The sequence below is a fragment of the uncultured Azonexus sp. genome, assembly GCF_937982035.1.
Classification (GTDB): domain Bacteria; phylum Pseudomonadota; class Gammaproteobacteria; order Burkholderiales; family Rhodocyclaceae; genus Azonexus.
Genome location: NZ_CALJNI010000001.1, coordinates 225,344 through 242,932, shown reverse-complemented (window position 1 = coordinate 242,932; position 17,589 = coordinate 225,344). Strand labels below are relative to the sequence as shown.

Here is a 17,589-nt window from a genome sequence, read left to right as displayed (position 1 = left end):
CCGTGGCGATCAATTTCCGGGAGCTGCAACAACGCCTGTTCGGCAGCCGGGACGATGGCCTGACGCCGGTCACGCTCGACCGGCGTCGCATCTTCATCCTGCCGTCGCGCGCCGGCCTGCTCTTTGCCCTGACCCTGGTCGTCATGCTGCTCGCGGCGATCAACTACAACCTGGCACTCGGGCATGCCCTGGTTTTCCTGCTGGCCGGACTCGGTCTGGTCGGCATGGTGCACACCTTTCGCAACCTTCATGGCCTGCGCATCACGCCCGGCCGCTGCGCCCCGGTATTCGCTGGCGAAACGGCTGAATTCACGCTGCTGCTCGACAACGATCGCCCGGGATCGCGCCACGGTCTGAAGCTTGAAGCCGAAAAAGGTCTGAGCACCAGCAGCAGTGTCGGTGGCGGCAATCAGGCTAGCGTCGGCGTCCCGGTCCATGCCCATCGACGCGGCTGGCTGCCCTTGCCGCGCACGCGCCTCAGTACGCGTTATCCGCTCGGCCTGTTCACCGCCTGGAGTTATCTGCAGCCAGGCATGCGCTGCCTGGTCTACCCCAAGCCGCTGCCGCAAGCCCTGCCCGATGGTCTGTGGGCGGCGCAGGGTGGCGGCAACGGCAGCGGCGGGCAGGAAGACTTCGCCGGCTTTCGCGAACGACAGACCTCCGATTCGCTGCGCCATGTGGCCTGGAAAGCCAGTGCCCGTGACGATGGCTCGCGACCTTTGCTGGTCAAGCTATTCGCCGGCGGCAGCGATAGCCAGCTCGAGCTCGCCTGGTCGGCCACCGACCCGACAGCCGACGATGAAACGCGTTTGTCCGTGCTCACCGGCTGGGTGCTCGCCGCCGACCAGGGACGCATCCCTTTCAGCCTGAGCCTGCCCGGCGTCAACATCCCGGCCGGCAACGGCGCGGCCCACCGGCAGCGCTGCCTGGAAGCCCTGGCCCTGTTCCGGACATGAAAAGCAGCCAGCCCGATCCCCTGAGCCGCGAGCAGACGCCCTGGCTGTTCGCCGCAGCGGTGGTTACCACCTTGCCGCACACGCTGCAGCAACCCTGGTGGCTGAGCGCCTTCGGTGCGCTGCTGTTCGCCTGGGCCTTCCTGCTGTGGCGCGAGGACCGTCGCCTACCCGGTCGCTGGATCCTGCTGGCCCTGGTCGTCGCCGGCGTCGCTGCCATCCTTGCCGATTTCCGCACCCTGTTCGGACGCGAAGCCGGGGTTGCCACGCTGGTCCTGTTCATGGCGATGAAACTGCTCGAATTGCGCAGCCGGCGCGACGCCACGGTCATCGTCATGCTCGGCTACTTCCTGCTGCTGACACACTACTTCCATAGCCAGGACATCCCCACCGGACTCTGGCTGCTGTTCGCACTCTGGGTGGTTACCGCCGCGTTGGTGCGACTGCAGGCGGCAACCATGCCGCCCAGGGAAAACCTGGTTCAGGCCGGCAGCCTGTTGGCCCAGGCACTGCCGTTCATGCTCGTACTCTACCTGCTGTTCCCGCGGATCAACGGCCCGCTCTGGGGCCTGCCTGCCGATGCCTTTACCGGCCAGACGGGTCTTTCAGACAGCATGGCCCCAGGCAACATTGCCAATCTGGTGCGCAGCGGCGAAATCGCTTTCCGCGTCCGCTTCGACGAGGCTCTACCGGCACGCCAGCAACTTTACTGGCGAGGTCCGGTACTGGAGAGTTTCGATGGGCGCACCTGGCGCCAGTCGACCCGGCCGGCCAATCCCGAGCGTATCGAGGAACTCGGCCCGCGCATCGCCTACGAAATGACGCTGGAAGCGCACGGCCAGCGCTGGCTGCTCGCCCTCGACGCCCCGGTCACCCTGCCCGCTGGCGCCAACCTCGACGGACGCCTGGCCGCACTGGCCAGCCGCCCGGTGGAGAAGCGCCAGCGCCTGCGCCTGAGCTCAAGCCCGGCCTATCGTCTCAACACTGCGGAATCGCCGCTCAGCCTGAGTGACAACCTGCGCCTGCCCGCCAACAACAATCCGCAAACCCGGGAACTCGCCCGCAACTGGCAGGCGCAAGCAAATGACCCGGCCGAAGTGATCGCGCTGGCACTCCGCCATTTCCGCGAAGAACCCTTCCATTACACCCTGCAACCGCCCCTGCTCGGACGCGATGGCATCGACGACTTCCTGTTCCGCACCCGGCGCGGCTTTTGCGAACACTACGCCGCCGCCTTCGTCGTCCTGATGCGTAACGCCGGCATCCCGGCCCGGGTGGTCACCGGCTACCAGGGCGGCGAGATGAATCCGCGCGACGGCTACCTGGTCGTCCGCCAGTCGGAAGCCCATGCCTGGGCCGAAGTCTGGCTGGAAAAGCGCGGCTGGGTGCGCGTCGACCCGACCGCCGCAGTCGCCCCGGAACGCATCGAGCGCGGCATCGTCGACGCGCTGCCGGCCGGCGAACCCCTGCCCGCCTTCCTGATGCGCCACGGCGACTGGCTTCGCGACCTGCGTCATCGCTGGGAAGCCCTGAACAATGCCTGGAACCAGCACATCCTGGGTTACGACACGCAACGCCAGCGCGACCTGCTGTCTCGACTCGGCTTCGAAGTCGACTGGCGTCAGCTGGTCATCGCTCTGGGCCTGGCCTGCGCCCTCGTTCTGGCCCTGGTCACAGCCTGGAGCCTGCGCCAACGGATACGCCCGGCACCGGAAATACGCCTCTGGCATCGTGCCCAGCGACGAATCGGTATACACTGCGCGCCGGGTGAAACACCCCTGGCCTTCGCCGCCCGCCTGCGTACCGCAGACCCGGCGCTGGCGGCGCGTTTCGACCCGGTGGTCCGGCATTTCCTGCTGGCCCGCTACGCCCCGGACAATCCAACCTCGCTGGCAGCGCTCGCCGCCGCCGTGAACCGACTTCCCAGACGGAGAATCGCTTGAGCAAGACACTGGCCGCCCTGGCCTTTACCCTGACCACCCAGCTTGCCGTCGCCGCACCGGGGAGCATCGCCGACCTCCCCGAAGCGGCAGCTTTCGCCAACGATCTCGCCCAGCGCCAAGGCTTCGATGCCAGCAGCCTGCTTGAACAGTTTTCCGCCATCCGGACGAACGAACGCGTCCTGCAACTGATTGCTCCGCCGACTTCGCCGACCCAGCGCTCCTGGGAACGCTACCGCCCGCGCTTCGTCAACGCCCAGCGCATCGCCGGCGGCGTGCGCTTCTGGCAGGACAATGCGCTGACGCTGGCGCGCGCCCGCGCCCTCTACGGCGTGCCGGAAGAAGTGATCGTTGCCATCATCGGCGTCGAAACGGTCTATGGCAGCAATACCGGTGGTTTCGGCGTGCTTGAGGCACTCGCCACGCTGGCGTTTCAATATCCGCGCCGGGCCGAGTTCTTCCGCAGCGAACTCGAACAATTCCTGCTGATGACCCGCGAGAACGGCCTCGACCCGCTTGCCGTCAAGGGCTCCTTCGCCGGCGCCATCGGCATCCCGCAATTCATGCCGGGTAGCCAGCGCCGCTATGCCGTCGATTTCGACGGCGACCAGCGCGTCGACCTGAGCAACAGTGTCGCCGATGCCATCGGCAGCGTCGCCCGCTTCCTCGAACAGCACGGCTGGCAGCCGGGGCAACCGGTTGCCGTGCCGGCACGACTGCCGGGCGCGCCGGATCAGTCACTGCTCGACGCCGGCATCCGCCCCAGCCTGCGTGTCGCCGACCTGTTCGAGCGCGGCATCGTGGCCACGGCAGCCCCCGAATCGACGGTGACGCTGGTCGACCTGGTCAGCCCCGGACAAGCCACGGAATATTGGCTGGGTTTCGAGAATTTCTATGTGATCACCCGCTACAACCGCTCGAGTTTCTACGCCATGTCGGTGTTCCAGCTGGCCGAGGAAATCCGTCGGGCGATGCCGCCGGCCATCCGGGAGGCCATGCGCTAAAGCAGGGAATCGCGGGTGATGTTGCCGCGCCGGATGATCTTGCGCAGTCGGTCCAGACCTTCCAGCTGAATCTGGCGCACCCGCTCCCGGGTCAGCCCAAGATCGCCGGCGATGGCGTCGAGCGTGGCAATCTCGCAGCCGTTCAGGCCATAGCGGCGCTCGATGATCTGGCGCTGGCGCTCGCTCAGTTCGTCCAGCCACGAAGCCAGCAGGGAACCGACTTCGCTGGACTGCAGCAGGCTTTCCGGATCGTCGCCGGAATCATCCGGGATGAACTCGGCCATGGTGTGGTTGGGATCGATATCGAGCGGCGCGTCGAGCGAGGCGATGTGCTCGTTCAGCGACAGGATGCGACGCACCTCCTCGACCGGCCGGTCGAGCAGCAAGGCCACCTTCTCCACCGTCGACTCCCGACTGTCAGCCGATTCCAAGTGACGCATGGCGCGCAGGACAAGGTTGATTTCCTTGACTACATGAACTGGCAGACGGATGGTCCGCGAGTGATTCATGATGCTACGCTCGATCCCCTGGCGTATCCACCAGGTCGCATAGGTCGAAAAACGGAAACCGCGTTCCGGATCGAATTTTTCCAGCGCATGGATCAGGCCGAGGTTCCCCTCCTCGATCAGATCAAGCAGGGGTATCCCGCGATTGAGATAGTGCTTGGCGATGTTTACCACCAGCCGCAGGTTGTGCTCGATCATTTTCTGCCGGGCGGCAAAATCGCCGGCCCGCACCAGCCGCGCCGTCGCCAGTTCCTCTTCCGGCGTCAGCAGCGGGCGGGCACCGATCTCGTTGAGATAGATCTGGGTGACATCCTCAAGCAGACTGGCCTCGGCCAGGGCCGCTTCGGTCGCCAGCGGAAACAGGGCATCGCCCTCGGCAGCGAGCGGTAGCTCGTCGCCGTTCTGTTCGTCGCCCGCCTCCTCGTCCAGACTCATCGGCCGGGCAGGAAGGGCCCCGGATCGACCGGCTTGCCCTGTTTGCGGATCTCGAAATGCAGTTTGACACCGGAGGTGCCGGTACTGCCCATTTCAGCGATTTTCTGCCCCAGCTTTACCGACTGGCCTTCCTTGACCAGGATGCGGTTGTTATGGGCGTACACCGACAGGTGGTTGGCGCCATGCTTGACGATGACCAGCTTGCCGTAGCCGGCAAGCGCTTCGCCGACATACAGCACCTGCCCGTCGGCCGCAGCCAGCACGGGATCACCCACGCGGCCGCCGAAATCGATGCCCTTGTTGGTGGTGCCGTTGTAAGGCGACTGGATCTTCGCCGAACTCGGCCAAGCCCAGGTGATGCCGTCCACCTGAGCTGTCTGGGCCGACGTAGCCGGTGTCGGCGCAGACTCCGTTGCCGCAGGCTGGGGCGGCATGGCAGGCGAAACAGGCGGCGTCGCCGGTGCACTTGCAGGGGTCGAATTCAGGCGGGCATGCGCCTCGTCGGAATAGGCTTCCTTGCCGCCGCGCGGCTCACGCAGGACAGTGCCCTGCTTCACCGGCACAGGCACATCAAGCGGTCGGGCTTCGACCCCGCTGCCGACGCCGATCGGAGTTGCCACCGGCGCGACTTCCGCTGTCTGGCCGGCGGCACGGGTCAGGCGAAGAATCTGCCCCTCGCGCAAGGTCGTCGGATCGGAGATGTTGTTGATCGCCGCCAGTTCATTGTGATCCATGCCGTTCTCACGGGCGATCCGGTACAGGGTATCGCCACGTTTGACGGCATACTCGCCCGCACCGGCAACCCTGGCTTGAGCGGTCGGCGTGCGATCGACGGTCGGCGCAGGTGCCTGCGTACAGGCAGTGAGAAAAAATACGACAGCAATGGGGGCGAGGAATCGGGTCATTGGGTTCCTGGTAGCAGGGGAACGAAGCGGACGGGGTCCAGCCGCGTTTCCGTGAAGCCGGTCGGCGTGTGTTCGACAAGGCAAAGATACTGCGCCTGCCCCCCGACAGGCAAGACCATGCGCCCCCCCGGCGCCAGTTGCTTGAGCAACTCGGGCGGGATGGAGGCGCCGGCGGCAGCGACGATGATGCTATCGAATGGCGCAGCTTCAGGCAGCCCCCAATGTCCGTCGGCGTGTTTCAGACGGACATTGAACTGCTGCAGCGTACGCATGTTGGCTTTGGCTTTTTCGAGCAGGGGCGCAATGCGCTCGACGGCATAGACTTCCTTGCTCAGTTGCCCGAGCACCGCCGCCTGGTAACCGCAACCGGCACCGACCTCCAGCGTCTTGCCAAGTCCGGGGCGGGCGTTGAGCAACAATTCGATCATGCGGGCAACGATGTAGGGCTGGGAAATCGTCTGCCCCATGCCCAGTGGCAGCGCCGTATCCTCGTAAGCCCGCGAGGCCAGCGCCTCCTCGACAAAAACATGGCGGGGCACGGCAGCCATCGCCGCCAGCACCTGCTCGTTGCGGATGCCTTTTTCGCGCAGGCGCTCGACCATGCGCACACGCGTGCGCTGCGAGGTCATACCGATACCCTGCAGGCCGTGCATGATCAAGCCATCCATTGCCGGATTGCCGGCAACTGTCCCGTATGAGTCAGATCGATCTGTAGCGGCGTGATCGACACCCGGTTCTGTTCGATCGCATGAAAATCGGTCCCGGGCCCGGCGTCGGCGGCTGTGCCGGCTGCGCCGATCCAGTACACCGTTTCCTTGCGTGGCGAGGTCATGCGCACCACCGGTTCGGCCTTGTGGCGGCGCCCGAGGCGGGTCACTTCCATCCCGGTCAATGCCTCGTAGGGAATATCCGGAACATTGACGTTGAGCAATACCGGCCCGGAAACCGGATTCCGGATCTGGCGCTCGACCAGTTCGCGGGCAACCCGTCCGGCGGTGGCAAAATTCAAACCGTCGAAACTGGTCATCGAAACGGCAATTGATGGAATACCGAACAAATATCCCTCGGTCGCCGCCGCAACCGTTCCGGAATAAATCGTATCGTCGCCCATATTGGCGCCCGAATTGATTCCGGAAACAATAATATCCGGCAAGGAATCCAGCATGCCGGTTACCGCCAGATGAACACAATCGGTCGGCGTACCATTAACGAAATAAAACCCGCTAGCCGCCTGTTTCAACATCAATGGCCGATCCAGCGTCAGCGAATTGCTGGCCCCGCTGCGATTCTGCTCCGGCGCAACGACGACGATCTCGCCGAGCCCGCTGAGCGCCTCATGCAAGGCCGCCAGGCCGGGCGCGAAATAACCGTCGTCGTTACTGAGCAGAATGCGCATGAATCAAACCAGCAGTGCGTCCAGATTGCCGCCCTGAGCCAGCCATGCCTCAACCCATTTCGGCTTGCGACCACGGCCGGTCCATTCGAGCTCGGCATTTTGCGGATGACGGTATTTGACTTTGACCTTGCCACCGGTAGACGTTTTTACTTTGACTTCCTTGCCCAGCAAATCCTCGATGGCAAAACCACGGGCTTTGGCAAAAGCGCGGACTTCATTCAGGACATTTGCCTTTTCGGCAGCCTCGCGGCGCTTCAATTCGGCGGGAATCTGCTGCTGCAGATCGCGCAATTCGGCAAGGGAAAGTGCAGACAAATCCATGATAATCTCCTGGTTAATATTAAATCAGCGACCTAATTTAATTTAGCCGGATATATTTTTCAATATGAAAATTGAAACAGGAAATAAAAAAACCGGCCTGAGCCGGTTTTCTTATCTTTGGTCGGGGCGGCGGGATTCGAACTCGCGACCCCTTGCACCCCATGCAAGTGCGCTACCAGGCTGCGCTACGCCCCGACAAGCCGAGCATTATAGCGCAAATCCGGAAAATTCAAACCGACAACATCTCGATAATTGACTTCAATTCGTCACGCAGACCGGCAGATTTTTTCTGCGCCGCTTCTGCGCCCGCAACAGGGCGCTCAACGGCACCACCCTCGTCGAGACGATTGCGCGCTCCACTGATGGTAAACCCCTGATTATAAAGAAGCTCACGAATCCGACGCACCAGCAGCACTTCGTGATGCTGATAGTAACGGCGGTTACCCCGCCGCTTGACCGGCTTCAACTGGTTGAATTCCTGCTCCCAGTAACGCAGCACGTGCGGCTTGACGCCACACAACTCGCTGACTTCACCGATGGTGAAGTAGCGCTTGGCGGGAATGGGCGGCAGATCTTCGCTGCCGGGGGACTTAGGCCGCGATTCCATCAAAGGCAAGCTCGACATCGGACTTCAGTTTCTGGCTGGCGTGGAAGGTCACCACGCGCCGCGCGGTGATCGGAATTTCTTCGCCGGTCTTGGGATTGCGCCCCGGACGTTGCGGCTTGTCGCGCAACTGGAAGTTGCCGAAGCCGGACAGCTTGACGCCGTCGCCGGTTTCCAGGGCATTGCGGATTTCTTCGAAGAAGGCCTCGACCATGTCTTTGGCCTCGCGTTTGTTGAGACCGACTTTCTCGAAAAGCAGGTCGGCGAGTTCGGCTTTGGTGAGCGTCATCGTTATCTTATCTTTCCTCAGGCTCGCAGTTGGGCGCCGAAGGTCTTCTCCAGACAGGCGATCAGTTGCTGCATCGCCGCATCAACTTCCGAATCTTGCAAAGTGCGTTGAGTATCTTGCATAACTACCCGTAACGCAAGACTTTTCTTGTTTTCAGGAACGCCCTTTCCGGCGTACACATCAAACAACTGAAGATCGGTGACAAGAGCCGGAAGTGCGCTTCTCAGACCATCGAACATGGCCTGCAAGGCAAGATCGCGATCGACGACCACAGCCAGGTCGCGAATCACCGCCGGGAACTTCGAAACCTCGGCATAGGCCGGCACGACGACCGCCTTCAGTGCATCGAATTCGAGCTCGAACAACACGGGCGCGGCAGTCAGTTCGTATTTCTGCACCCATTCCGGATGCAGTTCGCCGATACAGCCGATATCGACCCCATCAAGCAGGATGCGCGCGGCGCGACCGGGATGCAGCGCCGGATGGGCGAGCTTCTCGAACCGCAGGACGGCCGGGGCCAGCAAGGCCTCGATATCGCCCTTGACGTCGAAGAAATCGACCTTGCGGCCACCGCTGGCCCAGCCGTCGGGCAAGGCACCGCCGAAGGCAAGACCGCCAAGGCGCCAGGGCTGGCGATAACCGGCCACCGGCACGGCGGCGGCATCGCGATGGAAAGTGCGGCCGACTTCGAACAGACGGACGCGGGTCTGCTTGCGCTTGAGATTGGTCACCAGGTTGGCGATCAGGCCGCCGAACAGGTTCGAGCGCATGACCGCCATCTGGCTGGCGATCGGGTTGGCCAGGCGGATCAGGTCGGTTTCGGCGGTCTTGCCGGAGAAATCGGCTTCCCATTCGGTTTCGACGAAGGCGAAATTGACCACTTCCTGGTAGCCGCGGTCAGCCAGCATCTGGCGGATGCGGAATGCCGGCCGCTGCGCTTCCGGTTGGCGCAGCATCGCCATCCGCGCGCGCGGCGCCGGCGACGGAATGTTGTCGTAGCCGTAGAGACGTGCGATTTCCTCGATCAGGTCTTCCTCGATCTCCATGTCGAAACGCCACGACGGCGGCGTCACCAGGAAATCGTCACCCTGCTGCTCGAAGAACAGGGCCAGGCCCTTGAACAGGCCAGCAATGCGCTCGGCGCCGAGCGGCAGGCCGAGCACCTTTTCGGCACGCGCGGTGCGCAGGCGCACCGGCTGACGGACCGGCAATGCGGCCTTGGCTTCAACCACCGGACCGGCCTGGCCGCCGCAGATTTCAAGGATCAGTTGCGTGGCGCGCTCAATGGCGCGGCGCGTGCCGCCGAAATCGACGCCGCGCTCGAAGCGATGCGAAGCGTCCGAGCCAAAACCGTAGCGACGGGCGCGACCGGCGATAGCCTTCGGCGCGAAGAAAGCCGACTCAAGGAACAACTCGCCGGTTTCCAGCGTGATGCCGCTCTCCTCGCCGCCCATGATGCCGGCCATGGCCAGCGGCTTGACGTCGTCGGCAATCATCAGCACATCGGCGTCGACAGCGATCGTCTGCTCGTTGAGCAGCAGCAGTTTTTCTTCGGGCTTGGCCAGGCGGGCATGGACCGCGCCTTCCAGTTTGGTGTTGTCGAAGGCATGCAAGGGCTGGCCGAGTTCGAGCATCACGTAATTGGTGATATCGACCAAGGCCGAAATGGCGCGGATGCCGCTGCGTTCCAGGCGGCGCTTCATCCATTCCGGCGTCGGCGCCTTGGCATCGACGCCCTTGATGACGCGCCCGCAGTACAGCGGACAGGCCTGCGGCGCGTCGAGCACGACGGCACGCGTATCGGCGATGCTCGCCGGCACTTCCGCGACAACCGGCAGGCAGGTCGCGGCACCGGTGATGGCACCGACTTCGCGGGCGATGCCGAGCAGCGACAGGCAGTCGGCACGGTTCGGCGTCAGCTTGAGTTCGAATTGATGATCGTCGAGGTCGAGATACTGGCGAATCGACTGGCCGACCGGCGCGTCGGCCGGCAGGATCAACAGGCCCGACGCATCCTCGGCAATGCCGAGCTCCTTGGCGGAACACAGCATGCCGGAAGACTCGACACCACGTACCTTGGCGATCTTGATCTTGAAATCGCCGGGCAGTTCGGCGCCGGGCAGCGCGCACGGCACTTTCAGGCCGGCGGCGACATTGGGCGCGCCGCAGACGATCTGCTGTGGCGTACCGCTGCCGATATCGACCTGGCAGACGTTCAGTCGGTCGGCGTCGGGATGCTTGACGACCTCGAGCACCTGGGCGACGACAACACTGGTGAAGGCGGGCGCGACCGGCTCGAGCTCCTCGACTTCAAGCCCGGCCATGGTCAGCAGATGGGAGAGCTCCTCGCTCGACAGCTTGGGATCGACGAGGGTACGCAACCAGGATTCGGAGAATTTCATGGGGATGTCCCGAAAGATGAATCAGGCGAACTGACGCAGGAAGCGCAGGTCACCTTCGAAGAACAGACGCAGGTCATTGACGCCGTAACGCAGCATGGTCAGGCGGTCGGGGCCAAAGCCGAAAGCGAAGCCGGTGTATTTTTCCGGATCGATGCCGGCGATCTTCAGCACATTCGGATGGACCATGCCGCAACCGGCGATTTCCAGCCAGCGCCCCTTCAGCGCGCCGCTCATGAAAGCGACGTCGATCTCGGCAGAGGGTTCGGTGAACGGGAAGAAGGACGGGCGGAAACGCACGGTCAGATCGTCGGTCTCGAAGAAACTCTTGAGGAAATCGGCGATGACGCCCTTGAGGTCGGCAAAGGAGACGTTCTCGCCAACCCACAGGCCTTCGACCTGATGGAACATCGGCGAGTGCGTCGCGTCGGAATCGACGCGATAGACCCGGCCCGGCGCAATGATGCGAATCTCGGGCATGGTTTCCAGTTGACCGTACTTGGCCACATGCGCCTGCATGTAGCGCGCCTGGATCGGGCTGGTGTGGGTGCGCAGCAGCACCTTGTCGGCCAGCGAGCCGTCCGGGTTCTGCAGATAGAAAGTGTCGTGCATCGAACGCGCCGGGTGATCCTCGGGCGTGTTCAGCGCAGTGAAATTGTGGAAATCCTCTTCGATTTCCGGGCCGTCGGCGACTTCGAAGCCGATGGAAGCAAACAGGGATTCGATGCGCTCCAGCGTGCGCGTCACCGGATGCAGGCCACCGCGCGCTTCGGCGCGACCGGGCAAGGTGACATCCAGGGCTTCTTCGGCCAGGCGCGCATTGAGCGCGGCCTTGCGCAAGGCTTCACGCCGATCGTTCAGCGCTTCCTCGATTGCATTCTTGGCCAGGTTGATCGCCGCACCGGCGGTCTTCTTCTCTTCGGGCGGAAGTTTGCCCAAGCCCTTCAGGAGCTCGGTGATCTGCCCCGTTTTTCCCAGATAACGGGCCTTGACCTGCTCCAGCACATCCGGATCCGAGGTGGCAATAAAAGCCGCTTTGGCTTCGTTAACGATCTGATCAAGATTGTCCATGGACTTCTACCAACGTGACTGCACGATATTCAAACAAAAAAGGAGGCTTGCGCCTCCTTTTTTTCTTCAAGCTTCTGCTCAGGCGTCGAGCTTGGCCTTGGCTTGTGCGGCCAGGGCGGCAAAAGCCGGCTGATCGAAGACGGCCAGATCGGCCAGGACCTTGCGGTCGACTTCGATGTTGGCCTTCTTCAGACCGTTCATGAAGGTGCTGTACTTCATGCCCAGCTCACGAGCGGCGGCATTGATACGGGCGATCCACAGGGAACGGAACTGGCGCTTGCGCTGACGACGGTCACGGTACTGGTATTGACCAGCCTTCATCACCGCCTGCTTGGCGATACGGTATACATTCTTGCGACGACCGCGGTAACCCTTGGCCAGTGCGAGAACCTTCTTGTGACGGGCGCGAGCCGTTACACCACGTTTAACTCGGGACATGTGCTATCTCCTTACGCGTAGGGCATCATGGCGCGAACGGATGCGACGTCACGCTCGTTCACCGCTGCGGCACCACGGAGGTGACGCTTAACTTTGGTGGTCTTCTTCGTCAGGATGTGACGCTTGAAGGCCTGACCACGCTTGATGGAACCACCAGCGCGGACCGAAAAGCGCTTCTTGGCGCTGCTCTTGGTCTTCATCTTGGGCATTTTGATGCTCCTTAATGTCATGCCGTCAGGTGGTTCCCGGCGGGAACGCTTGTACTACCCGAAAGCACTAATAACTACTTCTTTACTACGCTTGCTTCTTCTTGGCCGGCCCGATGATCATGATCATCTGACGACCTTCCATCTTCGGCATCTGCTCAACTGCACCAATCGCGTCGAGATCTGCCTTGATCCGTTCCAGCTGGCGCATGCCGAATTCCTGGTGCGCCATTTCGCGGCCCCGGAAGCGCAGGGTCACCTTGACCTTGTCGCCTTCTTCCAGGAAACGCGTCATGTTCCTGAGCTTGATCTGGTAATCGTTTTCGTCGGTACCCGGGCGCAGTTTGATTTCCTTGACCTGCACCTGTTTCTGCTTCAGCTTGGCTTCGTGGGCGCGCTTCTGTTCCTGGTACTTGAACTTGCCGTAATCCATGATGCGACAGACCGGCGGTTTCGCCGTCGGCGCGATCTCAACGAGATCAACACCGGCCTCTTCGGCCATCTGCAGCGCGGAACGGATGCTGACGATCCCTAGCTGTTCACCTTCCAAACCCTGGAGACGAATCTCCGGCACCGTAATCTCATCGTTTAAACGATGGGCCTTGTTCTGAGCGATGGTAAAACCCCCGAAATATCAATAATTAAGCCGTGCCACTACGCGCCGCGACTTCCCCTTGAAGTCGCTCGATCAGTGCCTCGACAGTCATCTGTCCGAGATCCTGACCGCCGCGTGTACGCACGGCCACCAGTCCGTCCGCCTTTTCCTTATCGCCTACAACAAGCTGATAAGGCAGCCGGTTCAAGCTATGTTCCCGAATTTTATAGGTAATTTTCTCGTTGCGCAAATCCGCTTCGGCCCGGAAGCCTGCCCGGTGCAGCTTTTGCGCAACATCGGCGGCGTAATCCGCCTGCTTTTCCGAAATATTCAGCACCACGGCCTGCACCGGCGCCAGCCACAGCGGCAGCGCACCGGCGAAGTTCTCGATCAGGATGCCGATGAAGCGCTCCAGCGAACCGAGGATGGCCCGGTGCAGCATGACCGGCACCTTGCGCTCGTCGTTGCCGGCCACGTACTCGGCACCGAGCCGGCCCGGCATCGAGAAATCGACCTGCATGGTGCCGCACTGCCAGGAGCGACCGATCGCGTCCTTGATGTGGAATTCGATCTTCGGCCCGTAGAAAGCCCCCTCGCCCGGCAGCTCGGTCCACTCCAGACCGGAAGCACGCAAGCCCTGACGCAAGGCATCCTCGGCCTTGTCCCAGACTTCGTCGGAACCAACCCGCCCTTCCGGACGCAGCGCCAGCTTGACGGCGACGTCGTTGAAACCGAAATCGGCATAAACCTGCTTGACCAGCGCGTTGAACGCGGTCACTTCGGACTCGATCTGGTCTTCGGTACAGAAGATGTGGCCGTCGTCCTGAACGAAACCGCGCACGCGCATCAGGCCGTGCAGCGCGCCGGTCGGTTCGTTGCGGTGGCAGGAACCGAACTCGCCGTAACGCAGCGGCAGTTCGCGATAGGAACGCAGGTCGGAATTGAACACCTGGACATGCCCCGGACAGTTCATCGGCTTGACCGCGTAATCGCGGTTTTCCGACGAGGTCGTGAACATGTTGTCCTTGTAGTGATCCCAGTGCCCCGATTTCTCCCACAGCGAACGATCGAGAATCTGCGGGCAGCGGACTTCCTGATAGCCGTTGTCGCGGTACACCTTGCGCATGTACTGCTCGACCTCCTGCCACACCGACCAGCCCTTGGGGTGCCAGAAGACCAGGCCAGGCGCCTCGTCCTGCATGTGGAACAGGTCGAACTGCTTGCCCAGACGACGGTGATCGCGCTTTTCCGCCTCTTCCAGCATGTGCAGGTAGGCATCGAGATCTTCCTTCTTCGCCCAGGCGGTACCGTAGATACGCTGCAGTTGTTCGTTGCGATGATCGCCACGCCAGTAGGCACCGGCCACCTTCATCAACTTGAACACCTTTAGCTTGCCGGTCGACGGTACGTGCGGACCTCGGCAGAGGTCGATGAAATCGCCCTCGCGGTACAGCGAGACCTGCTGATCGGCGGGAATCGCGGCAATCAGTTCGGCCTTGTACTTTTCACCCTGACCGAGGAAGAAATTGACCGCGTCGTCACGATTCCAGACTTCGCGCGTCACCGGAATGTCCTTCTTGGCCAGCTCGGCCATGCGCTTTTCGATCGCAACCAGATCTTCCGGTGTAAACGGGCGCTTGTAGGCGAAGTCGTAATAGAAGCCGTTCTCGACAACCGGGCCGATGGTCACCTGGGCTTCCGGAAACAGCTCCTTGACCGCGTAGGCCAGGAGGTGTGCCGTCGAGTGGCGGATCAGCTCCAGGCCGTCAGCGTCGCGATCGGTGACGATGGCCAGATCGATATTTTCTTCAATCAGGTACGAGGTATCGACCAGCTTGCCATTGACCTTGCCGGCCAGCGCCGCACGCGCCAGGCCGGCGCCGATGCTGGCTGCCACCTCGGCGATGGTGACCGGCTGCTCGAAGGAACGGATGGAACCATCGGGAAGTTTGATATCGGGCATGACAGGATTCTCTGGACGAAAAAAAAGTGCGGGCTGAGCCGCACTTTTTTTGGATGAACGAAAGCCGACTCGATTAGAGTTTCTGAACTGCAGTGCAAGTTCGGAAAGTGACCAAAACGACTCCGTCAGGAATTTGGTAGGCGGTATTGGAATCGAACCAACGACCTCCACGATGTCAACGTGGCGCTCTAACCAACTGAGCTAACCGCCTGAAGAAGCGCGCATTATAGACGCCCCAAGGGATTTGTCAACATTTCGTACGAAATTTTTTTGATCCGAAGTAACATGCTTGCTTCCCGAGACGATCCTATCGACACATGAACACCGGCTGGCTGATATTCGGATTGTGCGCATTGACCCTGATCGGCGCCACCCTGCCCCTGCTTCACGAACGACGCCAGACTCAGCGCAGGGAACGCCAACGGCCACCGGCCAGCCCTACGGAAGAACACCATGGAATCACGCCTGACCGAACTGGAAATCAAGATCAGCTTCACTGAAGACCAGCTCGAAGAACTGAACAAGATCGTTTACCGCCAGCAACAGCAGATCGAGTTTCTGGTCAATGAAGTGCGCACGCTGCGCGATCAGATCAACGGTCTGCAGCCGACCGAATTCCGCAGCCTGCGCGACGAAATACCGCCGCACTACTGAGCATGCCAAGCACGATCTATTATCACGCCGACTGCCTCGACGGCTTCGGCGCCGCCTTCGCCGCCTGGCGACGTTTTGGCGACAGCGCCTTCTACCGCCCGCTGCATCATGGCGACCCCTGGCTGGCTGACGAAATCCGCGGACGCGACGTATATATACTGGACTTCTCCTTCACGCCGGACATCCTCGGCGAGATGAGCACCCTCGCCGCTTCGGTCAGCCAACTCGACCATCACGCCTCGGCCATGCAACACTGGGCCGGACAACTGCAGGCACAAGCAGGCGGCATGCAGCGCTACCATGATGCCGCCCGCGCGCTCGATGTCCGCTTCCACATGGCGCAATCCGGCACCCGTCTGGCCTGGGAGCATTTCCACGACGACCTGCCCATGCCCTTGCTGTTGCAACATATCGAAGACCAGGACCTGTGGCGCTTTTCATTGGCCGACACCCGGGCCGTCTGTCGGCAGTTACGCCTCCAGCCTTTCGATTTCTCCGGCTGGCAGGCGCTGGTCGAAGCCACGGAAAACACGGGGACGCCGCGCTATCGCGAGATGGTGCTGCGGGGAGAGGCCATCGACCAGTTCTTCCGCATCGAATCCGCCCGTCTGGCCGACAGCCAGCTGCTGTGTCGCGCCCGCCTGCGCGGCGAGCCGGTGGACGCGGTGCAAGCCCTTCGCCACGGCCAGGAGATCATCAGTGACGCTGCCGGTAGCTGGCTGGCCTGCACAGGGCTGGCGGTCAACGCAAACGGCCTGTTCGCCTCCGAACTAGGCAACCTGCTGGCAGAAAAATCGGGAAGTTTCGGGATGATCTGGCAGATATCCGCCGACGGCGACGCCAAGATTTCGCTACGCTCGAATGGCGACTACGACGTCGCCGCGATTGCCGTTCGCTACGGCGGCGGCGGTCACCGCAATGCCGCCGGCTTTCGCCTGCCTGCCGGGCAATTCCTTGAGGAAGTGCTAGGCCTGGTGCCCAGGAAGGGACTCGAACCCCCACGTATTGCTACGCCAGAACCTAAATCTGGTGCGTCTACCAATTTCGCCACCTGGGCAGGCAGGGCGCATTCTAACACCGAGCACGAATAACGCCCATGTCAGTCGACCATTACGAGAACTTTCCCGTCGCCTCGATCCTGGTGCCGGCGCCGCTGCGCCGGCCGATCGAGGTGATCTACCGCTTCGCGCGCAGCGCCGACGACATTGCCGACGAGGGCGAGGCAAGGCCGGAACAGCGCCTGGCCGAGCTGGCCGCCTACCAGGCCGAACTCGACCGCATCGACGCCGGCAACACCCCGCAGACACCGCTATTCGTCGCCCTGGCCGAAGTCATCGCCGCCCACGCCCTGCCCATCCAGTTGTTCCGCGACCTGCTCGACGCCTTCGCCCAGGACGTGGTCAAGACGCGCTACGCTGACTACCCGGAGCTGGTCGATTACTGCCGACGCTCGGCCAACCCGGTCGGCCGGCTGGTACTGGCCTTGTTCAAGCGCACCGGCGAGACACAGTTGATGCAGTCCGACTGCATCTGCACCGCGCTGCAGTTGATCAATTTCTGGCAGGACATCGCCATCGACTGGCAGAAGGACCGGATCTACCTGCCGCAGGTCGAGATGCAGGGCTTCGGCGTCAGCGAGGACGACATCGCCGCCGGCCGCTGCGGCGAGGCTTGGGAAAAACTGATCGCTTTCCAGGTCGACCGGGCGCGCACCCTGATGCTGCGCGGCGCGCCGCTGGTCCATGCGCTGCCCGGGCGGATCGGCTGGGAAATCCGCCTCACCGTGCAGGGCGGCCTGCGCATCCTGGAGCGGATAGCGCGCGTGCGCGGCGACGTCTTCCGCCACCGCCCCAAGCTGGGCAAGGCCGATTGGTTCGTGCTGCTCGCCCGTTCCATTAGAATGTGAGCCC

Annotated in this window: 20 protein-coding genes, 3 tRNA genes and 1 pseudogene; 6 read left to right on the top strand and 18 right to left on the bottom strand. The window is 62.4% G+C overall.

Features of this window, described 5'->3' with window-relative positions:
* The first annotated feature begins 2 nt into the window (after positions 1-2).
* The 3 genes from Q0799_RS01145 to mltB are packed head-to-tail and all read left to right on the top strand — an operon-like array spanning position 3 to position 3,897.
* Positions 3-956, top strand: coding sequence for a DUF58 domain-containing protein (locus Q0799_RS01145; protein ID WP_298393299.1), 954 nt, complete (start codon positions 3-5; stop codon positions 954-956).
* Entirely contained in the window at positions 953-2,896 is a 1,944-nt protein-coding gene (locus Q0799_RS01140) for a DUF3488 and transglutaminase-like domain-containing protein (protein WP_298393296.1), read from the top strand. Before Q0799_RS01145 ends, Q0799_RS01140 begins: the two co-directional genes overlap by 4 nt.
* Entirely contained in the window at positions 2,893-3,897 is a 1,005-nt protein-coding gene (gene mltB, locus Q0799_RS01135; protein WP_298393294.1) for a lytic murein transglycosylase B, read from the top strand. The genes Q0799_RS01140 and mltB overlap by 4 nt, the downstream gene beginning before the upstream one ends.
* Here mltB and rpoS read toward each other — a convergent pair.
* The 15 genes from rpoS to Q0799_RS01060 form a co-directional block, all read right to left on the bottom strand.
* Positions 3,894-4,838: an RNA polymerase sigma factor RpoS gene (gene rpoS / locus Q0799_RS01130; RefSeq protein WP_298393292.1), complete on the bottom strand. Its 945-nt coding sequence runs from the start codon at positions 4,836-4,838 to the stop codon at positions 3,894-3,896. The two genes, mltB and rpoS, sit on opposite strands and share 4 nt — an antisense overlap.
* Positions 4,835-5,743: a peptidoglycan DD-metalloendopeptidase family protein gene (locus Q0799_RS01125; protein ID WP_298393290.1), complete on the bottom strand. Its 909-nt coding sequence runs from the start codon at positions 5,741-5,743 to the stop codon at positions 4,835-4,837. The genes rpoS and Q0799_RS01125 overlap by 4 nt, the downstream gene beginning before the upstream one ends.
* Positions 5,740-6,411: a protein-L-isoaspartate(D-aspartate) O-methyltransferase gene (locus tag Q0799_RS01120; protein ID WP_298393288.1), complete on the bottom strand. Its 672-nt coding sequence runs from the start codon at positions 6,409-6,411 to the stop codon at positions 5,740-5,742. The genes Q0799_RS01125 and Q0799_RS01120 overlap by 4 nt, the downstream gene beginning before the upstream one ends.
* Positions 6,399-7,139, bottom strand: a complete 741-nt coding sequence (surE, locus tag Q0799_RS01115) for a 5'/3'-nucleotidase SurE (RefSeq protein WP_298393286.1) — start codon at positions 7,137-7,139, stop codon at positions 6,399-6,401. Before surE ends, Q0799_RS01120 begins: the two co-directional genes overlap by 13 nt.
* A gap of 3 nt (positions 7,140-7,142) precedes the next feature.
* The gene (locus Q0799_RS01110) at positions 7,143-7,460 is read right to left on the bottom strand and encodes an H-NS histone family protein (RefSeq protein ID WP_298393284.1); all 318 of its coding nucleotides are present in this window, start codon (positions 7,458-7,460) and stop codon (positions 7,143-7,145) included.
* 118 nt (positions 7,461-7,578) lie between these two features.
* A tRNA-Pro gene (locus tag Q0799_RS01105) sits at positions 7,579-7,655 on the bottom strand.
* Between the two features lie 34 nt (positions 7,656-7,689).
* Positions 7,690-8,067 (bottom strand): MerR family transcriptional regulator, encoded by a 378-nt coding sequence (locus Q0799_RS01100; protein WP_298393282.1) that lies wholly within the window; start codon positions 8,065-8,067, stop codon positions 7,690-7,692.
* The gene (locus tag Q0799_RS01095) at positions 8,051-8,359 is read right to left on the bottom strand and encodes an integration host factor subunit alpha (protein WP_205750560.1); all 309 of its coding nucleotides are present in this window, start codon (positions 8,357-8,359) and stop codon (positions 8,051-8,053) included. Before Q0799_RS01095 ends, Q0799_RS01100 begins: the two co-directional genes overlap by 17 nt.
* 11 nt (positions 8,360-8,370) lie before the next feature.
* Positions 8,371-10,755 carry a phenylalanine--tRNA ligase subunit beta gene (gene pheT, locus Q0799_RS01090; protein WP_298393280.1) on the bottom strand — a complete coding sequence of 795 codons (2,385 nt, stop codon included), beginning with the start codon at positions 10,753-10,755 and terminating at the stop codon, positions 8,371-8,373.
* A gap of 21 nt (positions 10,756-10,776) precedes the next feature.
* On the bottom strand, positions 10,777-11,823 hold the full coding sequence (gene pheS / locus Q0799_RS01085) for a phenylalanine--tRNA ligase subunit alpha (protein ID WP_298393278.1): 1,047 nt from the start codon (positions 11,821-11,823) through the stop codon (positions 10,777-10,779).
* A gap of 78 nt (positions 11,824-11,901) precedes the next feature.
* The gene (rplT, locus tag Q0799_RS01080) at positions 11,902-12,261 is read right to left on the bottom strand and encodes a 50S ribosomal protein L20 (RefSeq protein ID WP_028995803.1); all 360 of its coding nucleotides are present in this window, start codon (positions 12,259-12,261) and stop codon (positions 11,902-11,904) included.
* An 11-nt stretch (positions 12,262-12,272) separates the two neighbouring features.
* Positions 12,273-12,470: a 50S ribosomal protein L35 gene (rpmI, locus tag Q0799_RS01075; RefSeq protein WP_028995804.1), complete on the bottom strand. Its 198-nt coding sequence runs from the start codon at positions 12,468-12,470 to the stop codon at positions 12,273-12,275.
* A gap of 85 nt (positions 12,471-12,555) precedes the next feature.
* The gene (gene infC, locus Q0799_RS01070; protein WP_028995805.1) at positions 12,556-13,083 is read right to left on the bottom strand and encodes a translation initiation factor IF-3; all 528 of its coding nucleotides are present in this window, start codon (positions 13,081-13,083) and stop codon (positions 12,556-12,558) included.
* Between the two features lie 25 nt (positions 13,084-13,108).
* Positions 13,109-15,025 carry a threonine--tRNA ligase gene (gene thrS, locus Q0799_RS01065; protein WP_028995806.1) on the bottom strand — a complete coding sequence of 639 codons (1,917 nt, stop codon included), beginning with the start codon at positions 15,023-15,025 and terminating at the stop codon, positions 13,109-13,111.
* Between the two features lie 134 nt (positions 15,026-15,159).
* Positions 15,160-15,236, bottom strand: a tRNA-Val gene (locus Q0799_RS01060).
* A 242-nt stretch (positions 15,237-15,478) separates the two neighbouring features.
* Here Q0799_RS01060 and Q0799_RS01055 point away from each other — a divergent pair.
* Positions 15,479-15,679, top strand: coding sequence for a SlyX family protein (locus tag Q0799_RS01055; RefSeq protein WP_298393272.1), 201 nt, complete (start codon positions 15,479-15,481; stop codon positions 15,677-15,679).
* On the opposite strand, the gene Q0799_RS01050 is transcribed toward Q0799_RS01055, so the two are convergent.
* Positions 15,673-16,089, bottom strand: a complete 417-nt coding sequence (locus Q0799_RS01050; RefSeq protein ID WP_298393270.1) for a hypothetical protein — start codon at positions 16,087-16,089, stop codon at positions 15,673-15,675. The two genes, Q0799_RS01055 and Q0799_RS01050, sit on opposite strands and share 7 nt — an antisense overlap.
* A 60-nt stretch (positions 16,090-16,149) precedes the next feature.
* Positions 16,150-16,350 carry a hypothetical protein gene (locus Q0799_RS01045; protein WP_298393268.1) on the bottom strand — a complete coding sequence of 67 codons (201 nt, stop codon included), beginning with the start codon at positions 16,348-16,350 and terminating at the stop codon, positions 16,150-16,152.
* A gap of 138 nt (positions 16,351-16,488) precedes the next feature.
* Here Q0799_RS01045 and Q0799_RS01040 point away from each other — a divergent pair.
* Positions 16,489-16,635 (top strand): annotated as a pseudogene (locus Q0799_RS01040) (DHHA1 domain-containing protein); the annotation flags it as partial.
* Positions 16,636-16,651: 16 nt separating this feature from the next.
* Here Q0799_RS01040 and Q0799_RS01035 read toward each other — a convergent pair.
* A tRNA-Leu gene (locus Q0799_RS01035) sits at positions 16,652-16,736 on the bottom strand.
* A gap of 39 nt (positions 16,737-16,775) precedes the next feature.
* Between Q0799_RS01035 and hpnC the strand changes: the two genes are divergently transcribed.
* On the top strand, positions 16,776-17,585 hold the full coding sequence (hpnC, locus tag Q0799_RS01030; RefSeq protein ID WP_298393265.1) for a squalene synthase HpnC: 810 nt from the start codon (positions 16,776-16,778) through the stop codon (positions 17,583-17,585).
* Positions 17,586-17,589 lie beyond the last annotated feature (4 nt).

What these genes read in the sequence shown, in the direction of transcription:
- rplT (WP_028995803.1), bottom strand. Translation starts at nt 12,261, where the DNA reads ATGTCCCGAGTTAAACGTGGTGTAACGGCTCGCGCCCGTCACAAGAAG.
- Q0799_RS01050 (WP_298393270.1), bottom strand. Translation starts at nt 16,089, where the DNA reads ATGTTGCAACAGCAAGGGCATGGGCAGGTCGTCGTGGAAATGCTCCCA.
- Q0799_RS01055 (WP_298393272.1), top strand. Translation starts at nt 15,479, where the DNA reads ATGGAATCACGCCTGACCGAACTGGAAATCAAGATCAGCTTCACTGAA.
- pheS (WP_298393278.1), bottom strand. Translation starts at nt 11,823, where the DNA reads ATGGACAATCTTGATCAGATCGTTAACGAAGCCAAAGCGGCTTTTATT.
- Q0799_RS01120 (WP_298393288.1), bottom strand. Translation starts at nt 6,411, where the DNA reads ATGGATGGCTTGATCATGCACGGCCTGCAGGGTATCGGTATGACCTCG.
- rpoS (WP_298393292.1), bottom strand. Translation starts at nt 4,838, where the DNA reads ATGAGTCTGGACGAGGAGGCGGGCGACGAACAGAACGGCGACGAGCTA.
- pheT (WP_298393280.1), bottom strand. Translation starts at nt 10,755, where the DNA reads ATGAAATTCTCCGAATCCTGGTTGCGTACCCTCGTCGATCCCAAGCTG.
- rpmI (WP_028995804.1), bottom strand. Translation starts at nt 12,470, where the DNA reads ATGCCCAAGATGAAGACCAAGAGCAGCGCCAAGAAGCGCTTTTCGGTC.
- Q0799_RS01110 (WP_298393284.1), bottom strand. Translation starts at nt 7,460, where the DNA reads ATGGATTTGTCTGCACTTTCCCTTGCCGAATTGCGCGATCTGCAGCAG.
- thrS (WP_028995806.1), bottom strand. Translation starts at nt 15,025, where the DNA reads ATGCCCGATATCAAACTTCCCGATGGTTCCATCCGTTCCTTCGAGCAG.
- hpnC (WP_298393265.1), top strand. Translation starts at nt 16,776, where the DNA reads ATGTCAGTCGACCATTACGAGAACTTTCCCGTCGCCTCGATCCTGGTG.
- Q0799_RS01140 (WP_298393296.1), top strand. Translation starts at nt 953, where the DNA reads ATGAAAAGCAGCCAGCCCGATCCCCTGAGCCGCGAGCAGACGCCCTGG.
- Q0799_RS01125 (WP_298393290.1), bottom strand. Translation starts at nt 5,743, where the DNA reads ATGACCCGATTCCTCGCCCCCATTGCTGTCGTATTTTTTCTCACTGCC.
- Q0799_RS01100 (WP_298393282.1), bottom strand. Translation starts at nt 8,067, where the DNA reads ATGGAATCGCGGCCTAAGTCCCCCGGCAGCGAAGATCTGCCGCCCATT.
- surE (WP_298393286.1), bottom strand. Translation starts at nt 7,139, where the DNA reads ATGCGCATTCTGCTCAGTAACGACGACGGTTATTTCGCGCCCGGCCTG.